We start from the raw sequence: 21,873 nt of genomic DNA on the forward strand, positions 1-21,873 counted from the left end.
GCATGTACGAGACCAGGGGGGTCCGGACTTCGGCACGGGCACGGGCGTCCGCGGCGGTGCTGGGGGCGGCACTGCTGCTCGCCGGATGCTCGTCCGGAGACGGGGGCAAGCCGGCCGATCCCGGCGCCGCGATCACCCAACAACCCAAGTCCGCCGACCCGTTCTGGGTCAACCCGGACGGCACCGCGGCCCGCCAGCTCGCCGCCTACGAGAAGGCCGGGAAGAAGAGCGCGGCCGAGCAGATCCGGAAGATCGCCGAGCAGCCGACGGGGGAGTGGATCGGCTCGGAGAACCCGCAGGCGGAGGCCCGCGGCTTCACCGAGGCCGCCCAGAAGTCCGACCGCACGGCCCTGCTCGTCCTCTACAACATCCCGCACCGCGACTGCGGCCAGTACTCGCAGGGCGGCGCGGCCGACGGCAACGCCTACCGCGCCTGGATCGACGCCGTCGCCCGGGGCATCGGCGACCGCCCCGCCACCGTCGTCCTCGAACCGGACGCCGTACTCCACCTCGTCGACGGCTGCACCCCGGCTCGGTTCCACGAGGAGCGCTACGACCTCCTCAAGGGCGCCGTCGCCAAGCTCAAGTCCCTGAAGAACACCAAGGTCTACCTGGACGCGGGCAACGCCGGCTGGGGCCACCCCGACCAGATCTTCCAGCCGCTCCGGCAGGCAGGCGTCGACCAGGCCGACGGCTTCGCCGTCAACGTCTCCAACTTCTACTCCACCGAGGACTCCCTCGCCTACGGCAGGCAGCTCTCGGCGAAGGTCGGCAACCGGCACTTCGTCATCGACACCAGCCGCAACGGCAACGGCCCGTACGCACAGGGCAACCCGGCCGAGCGGTGGTGCAACCCGCCGGGCAGGGCGCTGGGGGAGCCCCCGACGACGAAGACGGCGGACCCGCTGGTGGACGCCTACCTGTGGGTCAAACGACCCGGCGAGTCCGACGGCACCTGCAAGGGAGGCCCGAAGGCGGGGGAATGGTGGGCGAGTTATGCACTCGCCCTGGCCAGGAACAGCAAGTAGCTACGGAACCCTGACCCACTGGGCCTTCGACGGCGTCCCCTGGTCGTCGTCCACGAACAGCATGTACCACCCGGACTGCACCAGGTTCCGGTTCGTGGGGACGGTCACTGTGATCTTGTCGCCGGAGGTCCTGAAGTCCAGGGCGATCGACCGCTGATCCACATCCGTCACATGCGTCGAGGCGCTCGGCCGGATCAACCGCACCTTCTTGATGCTCGACGCATGCCGAGAGGTGAACGTCCCGGAGGCGCCGCGGGCGATCGTCCGCGGCCCTCCGCTCAAGGTCGGCCGCGCGTTCCGGTACAGATACGGCGGTGTGTAGATCTCGATCCGCTGCTCGAACTTCCCCGGCTTGGTGTTCGCCTTGTCGCCGTAGAGCGAGTCGGAGCCGAAGAACATCACCCGCCCGTCCGGCAGCAGGATCGACCCGGAGTGGTAGTTGCGCCCCACCAGCGGATCGGCGACCCGCGTGAAACGGTTGCCGTCCGGGTGGTACAGCCGGGCCTGCAGGATGTTGGAGTCGCTGCGCCCCCGGTAGTCCTGAGAGCCGCCGGACACCAGCACGGAGTCGTCGGGCAGGATCGAGGACTGCGGATACCGCGTCCCCTGCGCCAGCTCGGGCCCGTCGGTGAAGCGCGGATTCCTCGCCTTCAGGTCGATCAGCCGCGTCCTCCTGCTCGACAGCTTCGACTCACCGACCCCGCCCCCGCCGACCACCAGGTACTTCTCGTCCTGGGCCGGAGGCAGCAGCACGGTCCCGGACGTCTCCATCATGGTGGGGTCACTGAGCCCGGGCAGCTTGGTGAACCTGTTGGTGTCGACGTCCCAGATCCCGGGATCGCGGCCCACGTCGTCCGGTCCGTACCCCGCGTTGGACCCCGAGTAGAAGATCTTCCCGTTCTGCATCAGGAACAGCGCCGGATAGGTCGGGAACTGCCGGATCGTCCTTGTGTACGTCCACTTCCTGGTCTCGGGGTCGAATATCTCGTTCTTGCCCGGGACCAGCTGGCCGATGTCGTCGAGCCCGGAGACGCTGAGGATCTTCCCGTCCGACAGCGTCGTGAGCGTCGGGTACCAGCGGGCCTCGTTCATCGGGTCGACCTTGATGTACCGCTCGGCGACCGGGTCGAACTCGTAGGCGTCGCGGATGCCCTGGAAGTCCTTCTTGTCGAGGGCGAGCTTCTGCGCGATGCCGTACGTGTTGCGCGCGTCGACGCCGGTCAGGCCCTGGATCCGGTAGTTGTCCTGGGTGCCGGTCTCGTATCTGGTGCCGCTGCGCTGCGCCTCGACGTAGATACGGCCGAGCCCCGGGTCGTTGCGCAGCCACGCCCCCGTCTTCGGGTCGAAGACCTTCTTCGCGCGCGGTACGAGCACCGGGTCCTTGGAGACGAACGTCTTGCCGTTGCTCTTGCCGGTGAACGTCGTGCCCGCGGGCAGCGTGACCGGTTTGTCCGGGTTCTCGTTGTGGACGATCATCAGGCCGCCGGCCTTGGTGACGTCGCCCTTGAGCTTCTCGTACCGCCTGGTGCCGCCCGCGATCAGCAGATTGCCGTTGGCCAGCTGGGTGTGACCGGTGCAGAACAGGTCGCTGGGCGTGGGAATCCTCTTGATCGTGCCCTTGACCGGGTCCCAGATCCGGGTGTCGAACTTCTTCGCGTCGAAGTTGTCCTGGTTGTTGCCCGAGCCGGCGACGAGCAGCACCTTGCCGGTGTGCAGGAGCGCCGCATGGATGGTGTCCTGGCGGTACTCCTCGGGGAACTCGATGATGTCCCAGTGGCCGTTGGCGGCCTTGTACTCCGGCTTGTTGATCTTGTACTGGTGGTACTGCTCGGTTCCGAAGCGGTACAGCCACGGCCCGTTCATCCCGGCCAGCGCGAGGACCACCGCCGTGCCTACGGCGAATCGACGCGCACGGCGGCGGCCGGCCTGGTCCTTCATTCCTTACGTCCCCCCAGTCCACCCAGAGCGATCTGCATGGTCTGTTCGTCCTCCCCAGGGCCCCCGCCCGCTCCCCGCGGCGAGGCCGCCCAGGTGGGCCGCCGCTGCGGGGCGTGCGGCGCACGGGCCGCGTAGTGCGCGGGCACCGCGTCCTGCGGCTCCGGCAGCGCCGGTGCCGACGCAGGTGCGCCCGCGGCCACGGCCGCCGCCTGCCGGGACTTCTTCTTCTCCTGCCGCAGCGCGTGCCGCCAGGCGACGATCGGTGAGGCGGTGATCAGCAGGGCGAAGGCCGCCCAGACGGTCATCGCCGGGTGGGAGTGCCCGAACGCGAAGCCGGCGGCGAGCGAGCCGGCGAAGACCAGGATGAAGAACCAGTGGATCCGGAAGGTCCCGAACAGCGTGTCGGGGCTGGCCGATTCGCCCTTGGGCGTCACCACGAACTTGCTCTTGCGGCGCAGTACGGCGTCCATGAGGGAGCGCGCGTAGATCGGCGCGGACAGGGCGGACATCACCATGCCCGCGACACCGCCGGAGCCCTCCGGCTCGTGCGGGGAGACGTTGTGCCGCCGGTTCCAGATGTACAGGCCGATCTGGAGTGCGGAGGCGTTGCCGTACAGCATCAGCCAGACAGTCGGGTCGATGTTCACACCCGATGCGCCGAGGCCCAGGAACAGCGCGCAGCTCAGTGCCGCGAGGATCCAGTTGAGGGCGGACATCGGATAGAAGATGATCATCATCGTGTAGTTGAAGAGCTTGCCGGGCGGCAGCGAGAAGAAGCCCTTCCAGTACTGCTTGAGGATCGTCTCGTACGTGCCCCGGGACCAGCGCAGCTGCTGGGTGAAGAAGTCGGTCCAGGCGTTCGGCCCCTCCCCGACGGCGAGGACGTCCGGGGTGTACACGGACCGCCACTTGCGGCCCGTCGCCGGGTTCTTGGCGCGGTGCATCTCGAACCCGGTGGCCATGTCCTCCGTGATGGAGTCGTACAGGCCGCCGATCTGCTTGATGGCCCGGATGCGTACGGCGTTCGACGTACCCACGAACATCGGGGCGCCGTAGCGGTTGCCGGCGCGCTGGATGAGGGCGTGGAAGAGGAACTGCTGCGACTCGGCGGCCTTGGTGACGAACGTGTCGTAGTTGCCGTAGACCTGCGGGCCGATGACGAAGCCGACGTCCGGGTCGCGGAAGTAGCCGAGCATCCGCTCCAGGTAGTTGGGCAGCGGTACGTGGTCGGTGTCGACGGAGGCGAAGAAGTCGTACGCCTCGCCGTGCGCCTCCAGCCAGGCGTTGTAGTTGCCGTGCTTGGTCCTGGCGCGGTGCGGGCCCTTGGGCTGGTTCCACCTGGCGACGCCCTTGCGGGAGAAGTGGTGCACGCCGAGCCGTGCGCAGACCTGCTTGACGGCCGGGTCGTCGCCCTCGTCCAGCAGCCAGACGTGCAGCAGGCCCCGGTGACGCAGCCGGACCGCCGCCTCCAGGGTCTTCGTCACCATCTCCAGCGGCTCCTTGCCGGGCACGAAGGAGGTGAGGAAGGCGACGCGGGTGCCGCTCTCGGGCACGACCGGTATCGGGTCGCGGGCGACGAGGGTGGCGTGCGCGTTCGACAGCACGTTCATACAGCGGAAGAACTCGATCAGACCGATCGACACCAGCATGACGACGTCCAGCGCCGGCAGGAAGTCGTAGGCCGGGTAGTCCCGTTCGGTCCAGTGCTCGGGCTGGAGCAGCCAGGCCAGCAGGACCAGCGACAGCAGCGGGGCCGCACTCAGCATGAGGGCGGCGCGTATGCGGTGCGGCTCCTGCGAGAGCAGCGACCGGTACTGCACCTTGTACGGCTTGCCCGGGTCGGGCTGGGTGAGGGGGCCGGCGAGCCGGCTGTAGTGCTCGTAGTCGTATCTCGGCAGGCTCTTCTTGATCCTGCGGAACGCCCCCGTGGTGCCGGTCCGGTACCCGGACGGCCGAAGATGCATCGTTTGTGATCGATCGTGCGCGTTCTGTGACGTGCCAGGGCTATGCCCGGCGCCCCTCGGCGTCGACGTCATGACTCATCCCCCCACACGCGGCTCAGCGCGTGTCTGCTGCGGTCCTGGTGGTCACCGTCCCCATGTCTTCCACGCCTCGGCGACATGGAACCGTGCCGTTCCGGTTACGGACTGCTCCCCTCGGCATCCGGTCACGAAACGGGACCCCCCGTCCCAAAGAATCCGCAACCGGTTACTTGCCCCCCAACCACCGCCAATCGGCGGCACGTTGCACATCAAGGGTTCTACGGCGTCCAGTGTGATCGCAAGTCGCGCAACGCGATGTTTACCGGTCAAACACGGCTGCAGGGGACAGCCGGGCACGGATGTTGCCGAAGTGATCTCTTATGGCCTTCTCCGCCCGTATGGAATCACCGGAGCGCACGGCGTCGAGGATCTCGCGATGCTGGCGGCAGGTGACCCGCGGATCCTGCGGCACGTCCACCAGGTCCTGCTGGACGCGGTGAAAGGCGTCCCAGAACGCCTCCAGCACCTCGCTCAGCAACACGTTGTCCAGCCCCCGGTACAAGGTGGCGTGAAACGCGCGGTCGGTGTCGGCGAGGCTGCGTCCCCCGGCGGCCTCCCGGTCCATCCGGGTCACGAGGTCGTCCAGCGCGACGAGGTCGGCCTCCGGCAGCCGGCCGGCCAGCCGCGAGACCAGTCCCGTCTCCACGGCCTCGCGCAGTTCCAGCAGCTGGAGCAGGGAGTCCTCGCCGCGGTAGTGCCCGGCGACCGTGCGGAAGGCGAGCCCCTCGATCATCGGGGCGAGCGACATCGGGCCGACGTACGTCCCGAACCCGTGCCGGATCTCCACGATCCCCATCGCCTGGAGCGCCTTCAGCGCCTCCCGCACCGAGTTCCGGCTCGCCCCGAGGAACTCCATCAGCTCGGGCTCGGTCGGTAGCGGGGCGCCCGAGGGCAGCCTGCGGTCGATGATGAGCCTCTTGATCCGCTCCTGGAGGTCACGAGCTGCCATGGCCAGAGGGTATCCGGCCAAACAGCAAGAAGGTCCCCCGCTCGCACGGGGGACCTTCTTCGATGGGGGTGTGGGTGGCGGAGCCCCCACTGCGCGCGGCGCAGCCGCGCAATAACAGAGATGGCGAGCCAGGTCCGCGCTTTCTGCGGACGTGGCTCGCCATCGTCATCGTGCGCCGCCAGGGACTCGAACCCCGGACCCGCTGATTAAGAGTCAGCTGCTCTAACCAACTGAGCTAGCGGCGCCTGCTGACAAAGAGAACTCTACCTGACGGGGAAGGGTGCTCCGGACCACGTCCGGGTGCCGGGGGAGGGGTCGCGGGGCGCTGTACATCATTCGGACCGTCAACATGCGCGCCCCGACGACAGTTGTGAAACTGATCAACGTGCACATGAGCGGACAAATCCATCCCGAATGTGAGGCAGATCGCATGACCGCCCCGATGTTCGAGGAGTTCGATCCAGTGAGCGACTGCGGCTGCCCCGGCTGCGTCCATGGACGGCGGACGAGCTCCCGGCCGCTGTCCGGCCGCCTCGGCGGCCCCCCGGCGACCCGAGGAGTCGTGGTCGTGGCCGCCGCCGCGTCCGCCGTCCTCGGCGCGGTCTCCCCGGCCGCCGCCTTCGCCGCCCCCCACGCCACGCCCCGCCCCGGCGCCCCTGCGGCGGACGGCGCACCGGCCACCCCGCAGGGCCCCCGGGCTCCGCTGCACGGCCGGGGCGGCAAGCCGGCCGACCCCTCGACCGCCCATGTCCCCGCCGCAACCCGGGCCCAGATCATCAATCGGGCCAAGGTCTGGGTCGCCGCGAAGGTGCCGTACAGCATGACCTCCTACTGGAGCGACGGGTACCGGCAGGACTGCTCGGGCTATGTCTCCATGGCCTGGGGGCTGGGCACCAACGAGTGGACCGGCAGCCTCGGCGAGTTCGGGGTGAAGATCACCAAGGAGGAGCTGCAGCCCGGCGACATCCTCCTCTTCCACAACCCGGACAACCCCGAGAAGGGCTCCCACGTCGTGATCTTCGGCGGCTGGACGGACTACACGCACAAGACCTACACGGTCTACGAACAGACACCCCCGCACGCCCGCAGCCAGGCCACCCCGTACCCCTACTGGACCAACGCCGACAAGTACGTCCCCTACCGCTACAAGGGCGTGACCGCAGCCACCGCGGCCGACGGCAAGGCGGAGCACGGCAAGCCCGCGGCGGCGGGACCCGCCCGGCCCGGCAGGCCCGCCTCGCACGGCGTCCCCGGCTATCCCGGCCGGAACCTCTTCCGCCCGGGCGCGGAGAACGAGTACGTCACCCAGCTGAGGAAGCAGCTCGTGAAGAAAGGGTTCGGCAGGTTCTACGACACCGGCCCGGGGCCCGGCTGGGGCGAAGCGGACCGGCGGGCCGTGGAGGCGTTCCAGCGCAGCCAGGGCTGGCGGGGCGGCGCGGCGGACGGCTATCCGGGCCCGGAGACCTGGCGCCGGCTGTTCGCGTAGGCGCGCCGCCTGCGCACACGGGCGTGCCGCCTGTTCGCGCAGGCCCGCCGTCCGTTCGCGTAGGCCCGCCGCCTGTCCGTGCAGGCGGCGGGCCCCCTGATCCCACTCCCACTGTCATGACGCATCTGGCGCGGAGGCTGGAGGCACCCATGAGCACGACCACGTCGCACACGTCCGAGTCGGAGGAGCAGCCGGAGGGCCCGGCGGGCTCGGAGGGCCCGGACGTCGGCCTGGGGGGTCCGGGAGTCCCGGGGGGCACGGCGGGTACGGCCGCCCGCCCGGCCCGGCTGATCCAGAACGAGGCGACCACCGAGATCCCCGTCCATCTGCTCTTCCGTGACGACACCGAGCCGCTGTCGGTGCCGCTGAAACCCGCCGTGGTGGGCCGCCGGCAGGGCACCGGAGAGCAGCCCCGCCTCAGGCGCCCGGCCCCGGCCCGCGGCCGCGCGGTGCCGCAGGTCGACCCCGAACTGGCGGAGCGTCCGGCGCGGGTGCTGCCCGGCCTCGCCGGAGTGCTGGCCGGCGCGGGCGGCATCGCGGGGTGCCTGGCCACCTCGTGGTGGGCGGGTGTGCTGCCGCCGCTCGCGGCCCAGGCGCTGCGCCTGCCGTCGTACACGGGCGCAGGGGTGGGCCCGGCGCAGTGGGCGGCGTACGCCGGGGCCGGGGCGCTCGGTGTGCTCGGCTTCGGCGGGCTCGCCCGGGGCCGGACCGGACAGGCCAAGCTGCTGGGGCTGTTCGGCCGCTACCGGGGCACGGTCCGGCGCACCGGCCTGCTCTGGGTGAACCCGCTGCTGGTGCGCCGCAAGGTGAACGTGCGGCTGCGGCACTGGCGCAGCGAGGCGATGCCGGCGACGGACGCCAACGGGGTGGCGCTGCGGGTGGTGGTGCTGGTGGTGTGGCGGGTGCGGGACACCGCGCGGGCCGTGCTCGGCATCGACGACCACGAGAGCTATCTGCGGGAGTGCGTGGAGGCGGCCCTCGTCCGGGTGCCGGTGGATCCGCCGGGCGGGGCGCCGGGCGGGGTGACGGCGGCAGGGGAGACGCTGACCCGGCTGGTGGCGGCGGACGCAGGGCCGATCGGCCTGGAGGTGTTCTCGGTGCAGCCGGTCCGGGTGGAGTACGCGCCCGAGGTCGCCGCCGCGATGCACCGGCGCCGGATGGCCGCGCTGGACGCCCGGCAGCGGGCCACGATGCTCAACTCGGTCGTGGACTCGGTGGAGGACACGGTGACCCGGCTGACCATGCGCGGCCTGGTCGAACTGGACGACTACGAGCGCAAGGTGCTCGTCCGGGATCTGACGGTCGCGTTCTGCTCGGGCCGCGGGGAGCCGGTGTGACGGCCCGGCAGCTCGGGACAGCCTCGCGATTGGTATGGACACGTCTTGATATGGACACGGCCAACTCACGGCAATAATCTGAGACTTGGTCTAGACCTACTGCACGGCTCGGCTCAGTGAACCTCCCCCACGTTCTCCAGGAGCGGCAGCATGCGCACCAAGACCAGATTGTCCGCATCATCCGCATTAGTGCTGGGCGTGGTGACCGCCGGAGCCTTCGCGCTCTCCACCGGCGGCGCCAGCGGGCACGGCTACACCGACCTCCCCATCAGCAGGCAGAAGCTCTGCCAGAACGGCACCGTGGCGAACTGCGGCGACATCCAGTGGGAGCCGCAGAGCGTCGAGGGGCCGAAGGGCTTCCCGGCCGCCGGTCCCGCCGACGGCCAGATCTGCAACGGCGGCCTGAGCCGCTTCGCCCAGCTCAGCTCCCCGAAGACACCGTCCGGCGCCGCCTGGCCCACCACCAAGGTGACCGGCGGTCAGTCGTACACCTTCCGCTGGCAGTTCACCGCCATGCACGCCACGACGGACTTCAAGTACTACGTCACCAAGCAGGGCTGGAACCAGAACCACGCCCTCGCCCGCTCGGACCTCAACACCACCCCGTTCCTGACGGTGCCGTACAACGGCCAGCGCCCGCCGGCCACCCTCAGCCACAGCGGCACCCTGCCGTCCGGGCTGAGCGGTCACCACGTCATCCTCGCCGTGTGGACGATCGCCGACACGGGCAACGCCTTCTACGCCTGCTCGGACGTCACTTTCTGAGCCCCCCTTGAGCTAGTCCGGCCCCCGGTGGGGGTACGTTTCCGCCACGCCGATCCGTCGGGGCGGCGTACCGACCACCGGGGGACCCATGGAAGCCTTCTTCTACATCGTGCCGACGCTCATGATCGCTTTTGCGGTCTTCGCTCTGGTCAGGATCCTCGGCCGCTCCCGGGAGGTGCGCAGCGCCTGGAACGGTGGGCTGACGGCCGAGGCGCGGTGTCTGCGCTCGTACACCACGACGAGCGGCGGTGGTGAGACCTCCGTGAGCACGACGCTGCACCACGTGTACGAGTTCACCACCCGCGAGGGTCGTACCGTCCGCTTCGAGGAGAGCAACGGGCCGGGGACGACGATCGAGGGTGACATCGTCATCGTGCACTACGCGGCCGATCGCCCCGAGCGGGCGACGGCGCACGCCCCGGCGCGTGGCAGGCTCGCGGCCGAATCGGGCTGCGCGATGGCGTTCTTCGGCGTGTTCATCGCGGGCTGCGTCACCTTCATGGTCGTCGCCCACCTGACGTTCTCGGCAGTGGACGAGGTCCTGCCCTAGCCATCCACATCTGATGGGGCGTTGGCCGACCTGCTGCCCGCCGGTGCCGTACCGCACATCGGCGTGCTGCTCGACAACACCGAGGAGTTCCCGCTGTGGCTCGGGGCGGCCGCCCTGGCCGGAGCGGCCGTCGCCGGGACAACCCCACCCTCCCCTACGCTCGGCTTCGCTCGCGCGGGGGGACCCCCAGGCGCCGAGCCGGCCCGGGACATCCGGCACACCGAGTGCCGGTGCTCGTCACCGAGCGGGCGCACCTGCCGCTGCTGGCCGGGCTGGACCTGCCGGGGGTGCGGATCCTCGTGACGGACACCCCGGACTACGGCGACCTGCTCGCCCCGTACGCCGGCGTCGTACCCGACCCCGCCCGGGCCGCCCCGGCCGACCGGTTGCTGCTCTACTTCACCTCCGGGTCCACCGGTGCGCCCAAGGCCGCCCTCTGCTCCCAAGGGCGGCTGGCCGCCGCCGGGTATGCGCTGGTGGGGCAGTTCGGGGTGCGGCCGGACGACGTGCACTACGTCTGCATGCCGATGTTCCACGGCAACGCGGTGATCGCGGACTGGGCGCCCGCGCTGGCCGCCGGGGCCGGGGTGGCGCTGCGGCGGCGGTTCTCGGCGTCCGGGTTCCTGGCGGACGTGCGCCGCTATCGGGCGACGTACTTCACCTATGTGGGCCGGGCGATCCAGTACCTCCTCGCCACCGAGGCGCGGCCCGACGACCGGGACAACCCGCTGCGGGTCGGTTTCGGGACGGAGGCCGGGGCGGTGGACGCGGCGGCCTTCGAGCGGCGGTTCGGGGTGCGGCTGGTGGAGGGGTACGGCTCCTCCGAGGGCGGGGCGGCGATCCAGTGGGCGCCGGGGACTCCGGCGGGGGTGGTGGGGCCTGCGGGGCCCGGCCTGGTGGTGCTCGGTCCTGGTACGGGGCTGGAGTGTCCGGTGGCCGAGTCCGATGCCGCCGGGCAGCTCCTCGACGGTGACGAGGCCATCAGGGAGCTTGTGAACCAGGGGCCCAGTCCCTTCGAGGGGTACTGGCGGAACCCCGCGGCTGAAGCCGAGCGGCGGCGGGGCGGGGCCTACTGGACCGGCGATCTCTTCTACCGGGATGCCGAGGGGTACCTGTACTTCGCCGGTCGTACCGACGACCGGATCCGGGTCGACGGGGAGAACCTGGCCGCCGCGATGATCGAGAACATCGTCGCCCGGTACGAGGGGGCGGTGGCCGTTGCGGTGTACGGGGTGCCGGATCCGGTCACCGGCGATCAGGTGATGGCGACGATCGCCGGGTCCTTCGATCCGGCCTGCTTCGCGGAGTTCCTCGCGGCCCAGCCCGACCTGGGCACGAAGATGGCGCCCCGGTTCGTGCGGGTGGTGGAGCGGATGCCCGTGACGGCCACCAACAAGATCCATCGGGCGCAGCTCAGGCGTGAGGGGTTCCGGTGCGCCGACCCGGTGTGGTGGCGGCCGCCCGGGGAATCCACCTACAGGCGTCTGAGCAGGGAAGACGTCGAAGGGCCCCTCGCTTGCGCGAAGGGCCCGTCAGTAGGGGGTGTGGGTGGCGGAGCCCCCACTGCGCGCGGCGCAGCCGCGCAATAACAGAGATGGCGAGCCAGGTCCGCGCTTTCTGCGGACGTGGCTCGCCATCGTCATCTGTGCGCCGCCAGGGACTCGAACCCCGGACCCGCTGATTAAGAGTCAGCTGCTCTAACCAACTGAGCTAGCGGCGCATGACTCTCGCCTTCCGCGGTTTTTGTTCCCGCGGCCGGCGACGAAGAAAATACTACCTGGTCCTGACGGGTGCTCGTGACCACCTAGATCGTGAGCGAGAGCAGTACCGGTGCCGCATTGCGGTTCAGCGTGTCCGCGGCCTGCTTCAGCCGGTGCGCGTGCTCCACCGGGAGGGACAGCGCCAGGCAGCCGACCGACGCGCCCGCGGTGATCGGAACGGCCGCGCAGACCGTGCCGATCGCGTACTCCTGGAGGTCCAGCACCGGCACGGTCGGCGGCTGGGACTCCAGGCAGGAGAGCAGCAGCTTGTCGCTGGTGATGGTGCGCGAGGTGAGGCGGGCCATCTTGTGCCGGGAGAGGTGGTCGCGGCGGCCGTTGTGGTCGAGCTGGGTCAGCAGGCTCTTGCCCGCGGCGGTGGCGTGGGCGGAGTAGCGGAAGTCGACCCACTCGTTGACCGCCGGGGTGGCCGGCCCGGCGGCGTACTGGGTGACCCTGACCTCGCCGTCCACGTACCGGCTCAGGTAGACGGCCGCGCCGACCGAGTCCCGCAGCCGGTCCAGGGTGTGCTGGAGCTTGTCGCGCAGGGCGCGCTCGTGGTCGTGTGCCGAGGTGAGGCGGCGCAGGGTGTCGCCCGTGACGTACGCCCCGTCGGTGATCTGCTCGACGTAGCCCTCGCGGCGCAGCATGCGCAGAAGGGCGGTCAGCCGCTCGGGCCTGAGGCGGGTGCGGCGGGCCAGCTCGGTGTCGGTGATGCCGGCGGGGTGACGGGCGACGGTCTCCAGGACGCGAAGGGCGTCCTGGGCGGAGTGGTTCGGGGCGGTCGGCTCGTGCATCAGCGCCACGGTGGTCCCCCTGCGCTCGCCTGTCTGTGGCCGCGAAATCCGGTCGGCGGATCGCTACCACGATATCGGGCAATGGGCCGTTGGGGAGAGGGTGTTGGCGAGATTGTGGTGCCCACCTCCCCTCTCCCAACTGCGGCGCAGACCCCCTGGCATATGCCAGGGGCACCACCCATCGCTCGGACCTCGACCGTTCCCGTCTTCACACCCTGTAGTCAGAGAACCGCGCTGAGGAATTCCCGGGTGCGGTCCTGCTCCGGATCGCTGAAGATCTTCTCCGGCGTACCCGACTCGATCACCCGTCCCGAGTCGAACATCAGGACCTGGTCGGAGATGTCCCGGGCGAAACCCATCTCGTGGGTCACGCACAGCATGGTGATGTCGGTGCTGCGCGCGATGTCCCTGAGCAGATCGAGCACGCCCGCGACCAACTCGGGGTCGAGCGCCGAGGTCACCTCGTCCAGCAGCAGCACCCGCGGCCGCATCGCCAGCGCCCGGGCGATCGCCACCCGCTGCTGCTGGCCGCCGGAGAGCCGGGTGGGCCGCGCGTCGCACTTGTCGGCCAGCCCCACCAGGTCCAGCAGCTCCCGCGCCCGCGCCTCGGCCTCGTCCTTGGACATGCCGAGCACCTGCACCGGCGCCTCGGTGATGTTCCGCAGCACGGACATGTTCGGGAACAGGTTGAACTGCTGGAACACCATCCCGATCTTCTTGCGGACCTCCCGGACCTGCTTCTCCGGCGCCGGGAAGAGCTGTTGCCCGTCGACGGTGATCGTGCCCTCGTCCGGCTTGGTGAGCGTCATCAGCAGCCTGAGGATCGTGGTCTTGCCGGAGCCGGAGGGGCCGATCAGGGTCACGTGCTTGCCGGGCTGGACGGCGAAGTCCAGCTGGTCGAGCACGGTGTTCGTGCCGAAGCGCTTGGTGACGCCGGCCAGACGGATCAGCTCGGAGGACGGGGCGTCGGGGACGGACGACTTCGTACGGGTCTCAACGGACAAGGCGTCGCTCCAGGGCTCGCAGAAGAAGGGAGGCCAGGTAGGAGATGAGGATGAAGGCCACCCCGATCACGGTCAGGGGCTCGGTGAACTGGAAGTGCTGCTGGGAGAAGAGCCGGGCCCGCCCGAGCATCTCCAGCACGGTGATCACCATCAGCATCGGCGTGTCCTTGAGCATGGCGATCACGTAGTTGCCGAGGGCGGGGATCACCCGGCGGATCGCCTGCGGCAGGATCACCGCGGTCCAGGTCCGCCGCCGGGGCAGGTTCAGCGCCGTCGCCGCCTCCCACTGGCCGACCGGCACCGCCTCGATACCGGCCCGGTAGACCTGCATCGTGTACGTCGAGTAGTGCAGGCCGATCGCGAAGACGCCGGTGGCCAGGGCCGAGAAGGTCAGGCCCCACTCGGGCAGCACGTAGAACAGGAAGAACAGCTGTACCAGCAGCGGGGTGTTGCGCACGAACTCCGTGACCACCCCGACCGGCCAGCGCACGAACCGGGTCGGCGTCCGCATCAGCAGCGTCCACACCAGGCCGAGGGTGAAGGACAGCAGCGAGCCGAGGGCCAGGGCCTCCAGGGTGACCAGCAGTCCGTCCCAGAAGCGCGGCATGAAGTCGCTGACGGCGTTCCAGTCCCATGTCATGCGATGCCACCCCCGCCGACGCCGGTCGTCTGCGCGCGCTTGAGCTCACGCGCCGCCGAGAACGTGCCGGCCTCCGTGCCCACTCCGGCCTTCAGCCGCTTCTCCAGACCGCGCATGAGGCGGGTGATGGCGAAGGCGATCACGAAATAGATCAGCAGCACGTACGTGTAGATCTCCGCGCTCTGCTGCAGCGCCAGCCGCACCAGGTTGGCGCTGAACGTCAGGTCGCCCATGCCCATGACCGACACCAGCGCGGTGCCCTTGAGCAGCTCGACCAGCAGGTTGCAGAAGGACGGGATCATCTCCGGCACCGCCTGCGGCAGCACGATCAGCCTCAGCCGCTGCCAGGGCGTGAAGCCGAGCGCGATCCCGCCCTCCCGCTGCGCCGGGTCGACCGCGTTCAGCGCGCCGCGCACGATCTCCGAGCCGTATGCGCCGTACGTCAGCCCGAGCGCCAGCGTGCCCGCCCACATCGGCACCAGCTGCCAGCCGAAGGCGACCGGCAGCACGAAGAACACCCAGAAGATCATCACCAGTGCCGAGGTGCCGCGGAACACCTCGGTGTAGAAGCCGGCGAGGAAACGCACGATCCACAGCCGGTGGGTGCGCGCGACACCGACGACGAAGGACACCGCCGTGGCCAGCAGCGCGCTGAACACCAGCAGCTGGACGGTGGTCCAGACGCCTTTCAGTACGAGTTCCCAGAGCCCCGAGGTCATCCGCCGCACAGCTCCTTCGCGGTGAGGTCCGTCAGCTCGGCCTTGGTGAAGCCGAAGGGCCGCAGGATCCGGAACAGCTCCCCGCTCTGCTTCAGCCTGCGCAGCTCGACGTTGAAGGCGTCGCGCAGCCTCGTCTCGGTGGGCCGGAACGCGAACGCGCCACCGTCGACGTGCGGTTTGCCCTTGACCAGCGGTGCGAACGGCTTGGTGGCCTCCGCCTTAGCGGACTTCTTCACCACCTCGCGGGTGGTCAGCGCCGTACCGGCGAAGACGTCGACACGCCCGGCCTCGACCGCGTTCAGCCCGGCGACCTGGTCGGGGACGATCAGGATGTCGCTCTCCTTGTACCCGGCCTCCACCGCGTACTGGATCTCGGCGTACCCGGTGCCGGTGGCGAACCTCGCCTTCTTCGCCACCACGTCCTTGTAGGAGTGCAGCCCCTTCGGATTCCCCTTCCGGACGATGAACGAGTCCAGCATCTGGTAGTCCGGATCCGCGAAGATCACCTGCTGGCAGCGCTCGGGATTGACGTACATCCCGGCGGCCACGACGTCGAACTGCTGGGAGTTCAGCCCGGGGATGAGCGAGCCGAACTCGGTCGGCACCGGCTGCACCCGGCCCACCCCGAGCCGTTTGAAGATCACTTTGGCCAGCTCGGGCGCCTCCCCGGTGAGGTGGCCGTCCTTGTCGATGTACCCGAAGGGGATCTCACCGGCGATCCCGAGCCGTACGACACCCTGTGCGCGCAGCCGCTCGAGCAGGTCGCCGCCCTTCTTGCCGGACGCCGAGGCCACCCGCGTACAGCCCGCGGCGCCCAGCGCGCCCACGGCACCCAGTGCCGCGGCGCCCGCGAGCACCGAGCGTCTGCTGTGTCTGTGTTCCGACCGGAATGTGTCTACGTCGTTCCCAGTTGGTGGAGCCATGGCGGCGCGGCTACCCAAGCGCACCCGTCGTATGCACCCTGGATTCCATGGCCGATCGACTCGTCACCGTCTCGCTCGACAAGCGGAACGTGCACTGCACGGCACGACTGCTGGACGACCGCGCGCCCCTGACCTGCGCGGCAGTGTGGGAGGCGCTGCCGCTCGCCGGGGACGTCTTCCACGCCAAGTACGCGCGCAACGAGATCTACGCGCTCTTTCCGCCCTTCGCCTCCACGGAACCCCCACTGGAGCACCCGACGGTCACCCCGATCCCCGGCGACCTCTGCTACTTCTCCTTCGCCGGCACCGAACTGGGCACGAAGGCCTACGGCTACGACCGCGAGGTCCGCCCCGATGCCACCGTCGTCGACCTGGCCCTGTTCTACGAGCGCAACAACCTGCTGCTCAACGGCGATGTCGGCTGGGTGCCCGGGATCGTCTGGGGTCAGGTGGTGGAGGGGCTGGAGGCGATGGCCGAGGCGTGCAACGACCTGTGGCGGACGGGTGCGGCGGGGGAGAGGCTCAGTTTCCGGAGGGCGTGAGGACCCGTGGGCCACAGCTGAATTGAGCCCCGGATCCGTGACGACCTGGGGCTCGTCGCTGTCAGGGAACGGGCGTCACGTCGATGACGACGCCCCCGTTTCCGCCGGTGTTTCCGGTCGCGCCGTTCCCTCCGGGGCTGCCGGCCGACCCGTTGGCGCTTGCGGAGCCGCCGCTGGTGGCACCGGCGCCACCATTGCCGCCCGACCCACCCGTGCCACCGCTGCCGCCACCACCGCCGGCGCCGAAGGTGAACCCGGCGGCTGTGACGGCGGCACCGCCGGCCCCGCCACCGCCGCCGCTGCCGCCGGACCCACCGTTGCCGCCGGCCCCACCCGTGCCGCTCTGTTGGCTCGCGCCGCTGCCGCCGGCCGCACCGGGGCTGCCCGTGCTGCCGGCGCTGCCGTCATTGCCGTTGGCTGCGTCGATGGGGACACCCAGGCACCGTGATACTCGGCCACCGGTACCGCCGGAACCGGTGAGGGCACCGCCGGCACCACCGCCGCCGCCGGTCCCGCCGGCCCCGCCGAGCAGGCCGGGAGCGCCGCCCCTGCCGCCGCTGCCGCCGGTCGCGGCCCTGCTGCCGGCTGAGCCGCCCGAGGCGAAGGCCAGGTCCACCGCGGTGGCGAGGGCCACCCTGCTGTCCGCGCCGCTTCCGCCGAGGGAGGCGGAGGTGCCTGCGCCCCCGGGACTGCCGCCGAACGGGCTGCCGCCGCTGCCACCGGCCCCACCGCTGCCGCCGCCGCCCCCGCCGCCGGCACCTCCCCCCGCTCCCACCACGACCGTCAGGGTCTCGCCCGCGAGAGCCACCTCGGTGCACTCCACGAAGCTGCCGGAGCCGCCTCCCCCGCCGCCGGCACCGCCGCCTCCTCCGCCGCCCCCGCCCCCGCCTCCGCCGCCCGCCGCCAGAAGGGCGTTGCCACCGCCCCCTCCGCCGCCCCCGCCGCCGGCACCGGCTCCCCCGCCTCCGCCGGCCCCGGCGCCCCAGACGCGGATGGTCAGGAGCTTGACCGGGTCCACGGCCGGGTTGCCGGGAACCGTGAAGGTGAACCTGCCGGGAGTCGTGAACGTGAACTGCGGGTCCGGCTGCGCAGCCGCGCTGTCAGCGCCCACGATCGGTGGCAGCAGTCCGCCGACCAGCACGGCCACGCCTACACCGATCCGTGCTCCGAGACCAGCGCGTCTCTGTCGATTCATCCCATGCCGCACGATGACGTACCTCCCCTACTCAAAAGCCAACCAAGGGGATTGTTCGCACGACCGGAGGGTGGGGCCAGCGCAACGAGGGGGGCGGGAAGAAGCAAAGGAAGCACTGCGAGCGGTGACTAGACCACCTCGGCCTCGTACAACGCATGCGCCGCGCGCAGCACGAGATCGTCCCGGTGCCGGGCCGCGACGATCTGCATGCCGACCGGCAGTCCGTCGCCGTCGGTGCCCACGGGGACCGTTGCCGCGGGCTGCTGGGTGAGGTTGAACGGGTAGGTGAAGGGCGTCCAGCCGGTCCAGCGCCGCAGTCCGGACCCCTTGGGCACCTCCTCGCCCGCCTCGAACGCGGTGACCGGCACGGTGGGCGTGACCAGCAGGTCGTACCGCTCGTGGAAGCGGCCCATCCGGCGGCCGAGGTCCATGCGGACGTCCGCCGCGGCCAGATAGTCCAGCGCGCTCGACCTCGCGCCCTGGGCGCAGATCTCCCGCAGGCCGGGGTCGAGCAGCTGCCGCCGGCGCGGCGAGAAGCTCTGGGTGAGCCGGGCGGCGCCGCTGAACCACAGGGTGTGGAAGGCGTCCACCGGGTCGCTGAAGTCCGGGTCGGTCTCCTCGACGTAGGCGCCGAGGTCGGCGAGGTGGGCCACCGCCCGCCGTACGGCCGCCGCGACCGCCGGGCGGACGGCCACCTGCCCGCCCAGGGACGGCGAGTACGCCACCCGGAGCCCGCGCACGCCCTGGTCCAGGCCCGCGGTGAACGACTCCTGCGGCGGGGCCAGCGCCGACCAGTCGCGGGCGTCGGGGCCGGCGATGACGTCCAGCATCAGCGCCGCGTCCGCCGCGTCCCGGGTCATCGGGCCGACGTGCGCCAGCGTGCCGAACGGGCTCGCCGGGTACAAGGGCACCCTGCCGTACGTCGGCTTCAGCCCGAAGATCCCGCAGAACGCGGCCGGGATGCGGATGCTGCCGCCGCCGTCCGAGCCCAGCGACAGCGGGCCCGCCCCGAGCGCGACGGCCGCCGCGCTGCCGCCGCTGGAGCCGCCCGCGGTGCGCGAGGGGTCGTAGGGATTGCGGGTCACGCCGGTCAACGGGGAGTCGGTGACGCCCTTCCAGCCGAATTCGGGTGTCGTGGTCTTGCCGACGAAGACCGCGCCGTGCTCGCGCAGCCGGGCCACGGACGGCGCGTCCTCGTCCCAACCGCCCTGCTCGGAGACGGTCTTCGAGCCGCGCAGGGTGGGGTGGCCGCGCAGCAGCAGGATGTCCTTCACCGTCACCGGCACCCCGTCCAGCAGCCCGGCCGGCTCGCCGCGCCGCCAGCGCTCCGTCGACTCCCGCGCCCGCGCGAGCGCGTCCTCCTCGGTGAACCGCACGAACGCGTTCACCTCCGGCTGGATCCGCCGCGCCCGCTCCAGGGCCTGTTCGGTCGCCTCCACAGGACTGAACTCGCCCTTGCGGTAGCCGTCGAGGAGCTGTACGGCGGTCAGGTCGGTGAGCTGCATGCACCCTCCTGGTGGATCAGTGACCGGGGACGTAGCCGCGTTTCTTGTCGACCACGTTCACCAGGGATCTGCCCGCCGCCCACCGCTCGTACAACTCCACGAACTGGAGGCCGAGTTCATCCCGCCATCCGACCGTGTCACCGCTCATGTGCGGAGAAACGATCAGTCCCGGAACTCCCCACAACGGGCTGTCCTCGGGCAGCGGTTCGGCGGCGAACACGTCCAGGGCCGCGCCCGCGATCCAGCGCCGGTCGAGCGCCCGGGCGAGCGCGGCCTCGTCGACCAGCTGCCCGCGGCCGACGTTCACGAAGACCGCCGAGGGCTGCATCACGCCGAACCGGTGCGCGTCGAACATGCCGTTCGTCTGCTCGGTCAGCGGGGCGGCGGCGATCACCCAGTCCGCGCGGGCGATCAGCCGGTCGAGATCGCCCGGGCCGTGCACTCCGGTCCTCGGGACCCGCCCGACCAGCGCCGTCGTCACGTCCAGGGCCTTCAGCGTGCGCGCGATCGCCCGGCCGATCGGCCCGGAGCCGACCACGCACGCGCGCGTGCCCGCCACCCGCCGGGTCTCCCGGTGCCGCCAGGTCCGCTCCCGCTGCAGCTGCAGTGTGCGCGGCAGATCCTTGGCGACCGCCAGCACCAGGGCGGCCACGTACTCGGCGATCGGCTGGTCGAAGATCCCGCGCGCGTTGGTCACCACCGTGTCCGACGCCGCGAGCTCCGGGCACATCAGATGGTCCACGCCCGCGCTCGCCGTGTGCACCCAGCGCGGCCGCGGCCCCGCCCCGGGCCAGGCCTCCCGTACGGCGTGCGAGGTGAAGTCCCACACCAGCAGCACGTCCGCCTCCGGCAGCCGCTCGGCGAGGCCGGCCGCGTCGGTGCGCACGATCCGGGCCCGGCCGGTGAGGCGGCCCAGCCGCGGCGGCGGGTCGGCGTCGAGGACCAGGAGAGTGGGCAGGGTCAGCGTCATTCGGGCCGCTCCGGGCGTCTGACATGCGCGGATTGACCACGCTCGCACCCGAATCTACCTTCGTCAACACGGGCGTCCCCACCGACCGTTGCCGTTCGTATCCTCCCAGCATGAGGGCGGGTGTCTTGCCATGGACATCTCCTTTCTCGGCGGCCCCCGCCCGCAGCGCGGTGTCGGCGTCGTGGCTCCCTTCGACTTCGCCCTCGACCGCGAGCTGTGGCGCTGGGTGCCCGACGAGGTGTCGCTGCACCTGACCCGGACCCCGTTCGTGCCGGTCGAGGTGAGCCTGGACCTGGCCCGGCTGGTCAGCGAGCACGAGACCCTCGGCGAGGCGGTGCGCGCGCTGACCGCCGTCTCCCCCGAGGTCGTCGCCTACGCCTGCACCTCCGGCAGCTTCGTCGGCGGGATCGCGGGCGAGCGGGCGATGTGCGAGGCGATGGGCAGCGCCGGCGCCCTGCCGTCCGTGACCACCTCCGGCGCCCTGCTGGAGGCCCTGGCGGAGCTGCGGGTCCGCCGCGTCGCCCTCGTCACCCCGTACACGGTGTCCGTCACCCGGGCCCTGGAGGAGTACGTCGCCGAGGCCGGCGTACGGGTCACCGGCCGCGCCTTCATGGGGCTGACCCGGCACATCTGGCAGGTGCCGTACCGGGACGTGGTCACGATGGCCCGCGAGGCGGTCCGCCCCGGCAGCGCCGACGCGCTCTTCATCTCCTGCACCAACCTGCCGACGTACGACGTCATCCCCCAGCTGGAGGCCGAGCTGCGCATCCCCGTCCTGTCGGCCAACCAGGTCACGATGTGGGCTGCGCTGCGCCGGCTGGGTACCCGAGCCGTGGGGCCTTATCAGGCGCTGCTGGACGAGGCCGCGCGTGGCTGGCCCGCGATGCCGGAAGAGACGAAGGACCACCAGGGACACGGAGAAGGGCTGACATGACTGCACTCGGACTCCTCTACCCCGGCCACTCCGGCGAGGACGACTATCCGCGCATCGAGCAGCTCCTGGGCAGCGACATCCGGGTGGACCTGGTGCACACCGACATCGGCGTGGACGCACACCGGGTGGACGCGCTGCGCGAGATGGGCTCGGTCGAGCGGCTCGCCGCCGGCGTGGAGGAGCTGCGGCTGACCGGCGCCGAGACGGTGGTGTGGGCGTGCACCAGCGGCAGCTTCGTGTACGGCTGGGAGGGTGCCCAGGAGCAGGTGCGGGCGCTGGCCCGGGTGGCCGGGATGCCGGCCTCCTCGACGTCGTTCGCCTTCGTGCACGCGGCCCGGGAGATCGGGGTACGACGGGTCGCCGTGGGCGCGACCTACCCGCAGGACGTGGCCGACCTGTTCGCGGACTTCCTGCGGGCCGGGGGTCTGGAGGTGGTCGCGGTGCGGTCGTCCGGGATCATCACGGCGGCGGAGGTCGGGACGTGGGGCGAGGAGGAGGTGCTGACGCTGGCCAGGGCCGCGGACGTCTCCGGCGCGGAGGCCGTGCTGCTGCCGGACACGGCGTTGCACACGGCCGCGCACATCCTCCTGCTGGAGAGGGCGCTGTCCAAGCCGGTGCTCACGGCGAACCAGGTGTCGGTGTGGGAGGGCCTCAGGCTCGCCGACCGGCGGGTGAACGCTCCTGCACTGGGCGTGTTGTTCACCCGTGAGCCGATCGTGCAGGTCTGAGGGGCGGCCGGAATAAGCGGAGACAGCCTCCTGTTATCGCCGGGAACGACAGCTCACGGCCGAA

Annotated in this window: 19 protein-coding genes, 2 tRNA genes and 1 pseudogene; 9 read left to right on the top strand and 13 right to left on the bottom strand. The window is 70.9% G+C overall.

All coding sequences use genetic code 11. The annotated features are described in order from the left end of the window. The first annotated feature begins 2 nt into the window (after positions 1–2). The gene (locus ACZ5DS_RS29420; protein WP_468244329.1) at positions 3–1,028 is read left to right on the top strand and encodes a glycoside hydrolase family 6 protein; all 1,026 of its coding nucleotides are present in this window, start codon (positions 3–5) and stop codon (positions 1,026–1,028) included. Here the strand turns inward: ACZ5DS_RS29420 and glxA are convergent, their stop codons facing one another. From glxA to ACZ5DS_RS29440, 4 genes are all read right to left on the bottom strand, one after another. Further along, positions 1,029–2,966, bottom strand: a complete 1,938-nt coding sequence (glxA, locus tag ACZ5DS_RS29425) for a radical copper oxidase GlxA (RefSeq protein ID WP_468244331.1) — start codon at positions 2,964–2,966, stop codon at positions 1,029–1,031. Next, positions 2,963–5,002 (bottom strand): glycosyltransferase family 2 protein, encoded by a 2,040-nt coding sequence (locus ACZ5DS_RS29430; protein WP_468244333.1) that lies wholly within the window; start codon positions 5,000–5,002, stop codon positions 2,963–2,965. The genes glxA and ACZ5DS_RS29430 overlap by 4 nt, the downstream gene beginning before the upstream one ends. A gap of 265 nt (positions 5,003–5,267) precedes the next feature. Further along, positions 5,268–5,957 (bottom strand): FadR/GntR family transcriptional regulator, encoded by a 690-nt coding sequence (locus ACZ5DS_RS29435; protein ID WP_468244335.1) that lies wholly within the window; start codon positions 5,955–5,957, stop codon positions 5,268–5,270. A gap of 171 nt (positions 5,958–6,128) precedes the next feature. Beyond that, positions 6,129–6,202 (bottom strand) — tRNA-Lys (locus ACZ5DS_RS29440). A gap of 185 nt (positions 6,203–6,387) precedes the next feature. Here ACZ5DS_RS29440 and ACZ5DS_RS29445 point away from each other — a divergent pair. The 5 genes and pseudogenes from ACZ5DS_RS29445 to ACZ5DS_RS29465 form a co-directional block, all read left to right on the top strand. Next, positions 6,388–7,443: a peptidoglycan-binding protein gene (locus tag ACZ5DS_RS29445; RefSeq protein ID WP_468244338.1), complete on the top strand. Its 1,056-nt coding sequence runs from the start codon at positions 6,388–6,390 to the stop codon at positions 7,441–7,443. A 149-nt stretch (positions 7,444–7,592) separates the two neighbouring features. Further along, a complete protein-coding gene (locus ACZ5DS_RS29450; RefSeq protein WP_468244341.1) occupies positions 7,593–8,780 on the top strand; it encodes an SPFH domain-containing protein in 1,188 nt (395 codons plus the stop codon). 150 nt (positions 8,781–8,930) lie between these two features. Continuing rightward, positions 8,931–9,545, top strand: a complete 615-nt coding sequence (locus ACZ5DS_RS29455; protein WP_468244343.1) for a lytic polysaccharide monooxygenase auxiliary activity family 9 protein — start codon at positions 8,931–8,933, stop codon at positions 9,543–9,545. An 88-nt stretch (positions 9,546–9,633) separates the two neighbouring features. Continuing rightward, positions 9,634–10,095, top strand: a complete 462-nt coding sequence (locus ACZ5DS_RS29460) for a DUF3592 domain-containing protein (RefSeq protein ID WP_468244346.1) — start codon at positions 9,634–9,636, stop codon at positions 10,093–10,095. A 21-nt stretch (positions 10,096–10,116) separates the two neighbouring features. Next, positions 10,117–11,684, top strand: a pseudogene (locus ACZ5DS_RS29465) (AMP-binding protein); the annotation flags it as partial. 57 nt (positions 11,685–11,741) lie between these two features. Here the strand turns inward: ACZ5DS_RS29465 and ACZ5DS_RS29470 are convergent. From ACZ5DS_RS29470 to ehuB, 6 genes are all read right to left on the bottom strand, one after another. Then, a tRNA-Lys gene (locus ACZ5DS_RS29470) sits at positions 11,742–11,815 on the bottom strand. Between the two features lie 84 nt (positions 11,816–11,899). After that, positions 11,900–12,658, bottom strand: a complete 759-nt coding sequence (locus ACZ5DS_RS29475) for an IclR family transcriptional regulator (protein ID WP_468244348.1) — start codon at positions 12,656–12,658, stop codon at positions 11,900–11,902. Positions 12,659–12,870: 212 nt separating this feature from the next. Then, entirely contained in the window at positions 12,871–13,653 is a 783-nt protein-coding gene (ehuA, locus tag ACZ5DS_RS29480; protein WP_468244351.1) for an ectoine/hydroxyectoine ABC transporter ATP-binding protein EhuA, read from the bottom strand. Then, a complete protein-coding gene (gene ehuD / locus ACZ5DS_RS29485; RefSeq protein WP_468244354.1) occupies positions 13,643–14,293 on the bottom strand; it encodes an ectoine/hydroxyectoine ABC transporter permease subunit EhuD in 651 nt (216 codons plus the stop codon). Before ehuD ends, ehuA begins: the two co-directional genes overlap by 11 nt. Next, positions 14,290–15,012, bottom strand: a complete 723-nt coding sequence (gene ehuC / locus ACZ5DS_RS29490; RefSeq protein WP_468244356.1) for an ectoine/hydroxyectoine ABC transporter permease subunit EhuC — start codon at positions 15,010–15,012, stop codon at positions 14,290–14,292. The genes ehuD and ehuC overlap by 4 nt, the downstream gene beginning before the upstream one ends. Beyond that, complete coding sequence (gene ehuB, locus ACZ5DS_RS29495; RefSeq protein ID WP_468244359.1) at positions 15,009–15,935, bottom strand: ectoine/hydroxyectoine ABC transporter substrate-binding protein EhuB; 927 nt, start codon at positions 15,933–15,935, stop codon at positions 15,009–15,011. The genes ehuC and ehuB overlap by 4 nt, the downstream gene beginning before the upstream one ends. Positions 15,936–15,982: 47 nt before the next feature. Here ehuB and ACZ5DS_RS29500 point away from each other — a divergent pair, with 47 nt between their 5' ends. Continuing rightward, positions 15,983–16,477, top strand: coding sequence for a DUF3830 family protein (locus ACZ5DS_RS29500; RefSeq protein WP_468244362.1), 495 nt, complete (start codon positions 15,983–15,985; stop codon positions 16,475–16,477). Positions 16,478–16,538: 61 nt separating this feature from the next. Here ACZ5DS_RS29500 and ACZ5DS_RS29505 read toward each other — a convergent pair whose 3' ends face one another. The 3 genes from ACZ5DS_RS29505 to ACZ5DS_RS29515 form a co-directional block, all read right to left on the bottom strand. Next, positions 16,539–17,624 (bottom strand): hypothetical protein, encoded by a 1,086-nt coding sequence (locus ACZ5DS_RS29505; protein WP_468244364.1) that lies wholly within the window; start codon positions 17,622–17,624, stop codon positions 16,539–16,541. A 176-nt stretch (positions 17,625–17,800) separates the two neighbouring features. Beyond that, a complete protein-coding gene (locus ACZ5DS_RS29510) occupies positions 17,801–19,177 on the bottom strand; it encodes an amidase (protein ID WP_468244366.1) in 1,377 nt (458 codons plus the stop codon). 16 nt (positions 19,178–19,193) lie between these two features. Beyond that, a complete protein-coding gene (locus ACZ5DS_RS29515; protein ID WP_468244369.1) occupies positions 19,194–20,147 on the bottom strand; it encodes a D-2-hydroxyacid dehydrogenase in 954 nt (317 codons plus the stop codon). Between the two features lie 130 nt (positions 20,148–20,277). Here ACZ5DS_RS29515 and ACZ5DS_RS29520 point away from each other — a divergent pair, with 130 nt between their 5' ends. Both ACZ5DS_RS29520 and ACZ5DS_RS29525 read left to right on the top strand, forming a co-directional pair. Beyond that, positions 20,278–21,081, top strand: coding sequence for a maleate cis-trans isomerase family protein (locus tag ACZ5DS_RS29520; RefSeq protein ID WP_468244372.1), 804 nt, complete (start codon positions 20,278–20,280; stop codon positions 21,079–21,081). Next, on the top strand, positions 21,078–21,809 hold the full coding sequence (locus ACZ5DS_RS29525) for a maleate cis-trans isomerase family protein (protein ID WP_468244374.1): 732 nt from the start codon (positions 21,078–21,080) through the stop codon (positions 21,807–21,809). Before ACZ5DS_RS29520 ends, ACZ5DS_RS29525 begins: the two co-directional genes overlap by 4 nt. Positions 21,810–21,873: the final 64 nt, after the last annotated feature.

The organism is Streptomyces sp. NPDC031100 (assembly GCF_055570785.1).

Bases quoted from the DNA above. Each gene is read 5' to 3' on its own strand.
- ACZ5DS_RS29420 (WP_468244329.1), top strand. From the start codon at position 3: ATGTACGAGACCAGGGGGGTCCGGACTTCGGCACGGGCACGGGCGTCC.
- glxA (WP_468244331.1), bottom strand. From the start codon at position 2,966: ATGAAGGACCAGGCCGGCCGCCGCCGTGCGCGTCGATTCGCCGTAGGC.
- ACZ5DS_RS29430 (WP_468244333.1), bottom strand. From the start codon at position 5,002: ATGACGTCGACGCCGAGGGGCGCCGGGCATAGCCCTGGCACGTCACAG.
- ACZ5DS_RS29435 (WP_468244335.1), bottom strand. From the start codon at position 5,957: ATGGCAGCTCGTGACCTCCAGGAGCGGATCAAGAGGCTCATCATCGAC.
- ACZ5DS_RS29445 (WP_468244338.1), top strand. From the start codon at position 6,388: ATGACCGCCCCGATGTTCGAGGAGTTCGATCCAGTGAGCGACTGCGGC.
- ACZ5DS_RS29450 (WP_468244341.1), top strand. From the start codon at position 7,593: ATGAGCACGACCACGTCGCACACGTCCGAGTCGGAGGAGCAGCCGGAG.
- ACZ5DS_RS29455 (WP_468244343.1), top strand. From the start codon at position 8,931: ATGCGCACCAAGACCAGATTGTCCGCATCATCCGCATTAGTGCTGGGC.
- ACZ5DS_RS29460 (WP_468244346.1), top strand. From the start codon at position 9,634: ATGGAAGCCTTCTTCTACATCGTGCCGACGCTCATGATCGCTTTTGCG.
- ehuD (WP_468244354.1), bottom strand. From the start codon at position 14,293: ATGACATGGGACTGGAACGCCGTCAGCGACTTCATGCCGCGCTTCTGG.
- ehuC (WP_468244356.1), bottom strand. From the start codon at position 15,012: ATGACCTCGGGGCTCTGGGAACTCGTACTGAAAGGCGTCTGGACCACC.
- ehuB (WP_468244359.1), bottom strand. From the start codon at position 15,935: ATGGCTCCACCAACTGGGAACGACGTAGACACATTCCGGTCGGAACAC.
- ACZ5DS_RS29500 (WP_468244362.1), top strand. From the start codon at position 15,983: ATGGCCGATCGACTCGTCACCGTCTCGCTCGACAAGCGGAACGTGCAC.
- ACZ5DS_RS29510 (WP_468244366.1), bottom strand. From the start codon at position 19,177: ATGCAGCTCACCGACCTGACCGCCGTACAGCTCCTCGACGGCTACCGC.
- ACZ5DS_RS29515 (WP_468244369.1), bottom strand. From the start codon at position 20,147: ATGACGCTGACCCTGCCCACTCTCCTGGTCCTCGACGCCGACCCGCCG.
- ACZ5DS_RS29520 (WP_468244372.1), top strand. From the start codon at position 20,278: ATGGACATCTCCTTTCTCGGCGGCCCCCGCCCGCAGCGCGGTGTCGGC.
- ACZ5DS_RS29525 (WP_468244374.1), top strand. From the start codon at position 21,078: ATGACTGCACTCGGACTCCTCTACCCCGGCCACTCCGGCGAGGACGAC.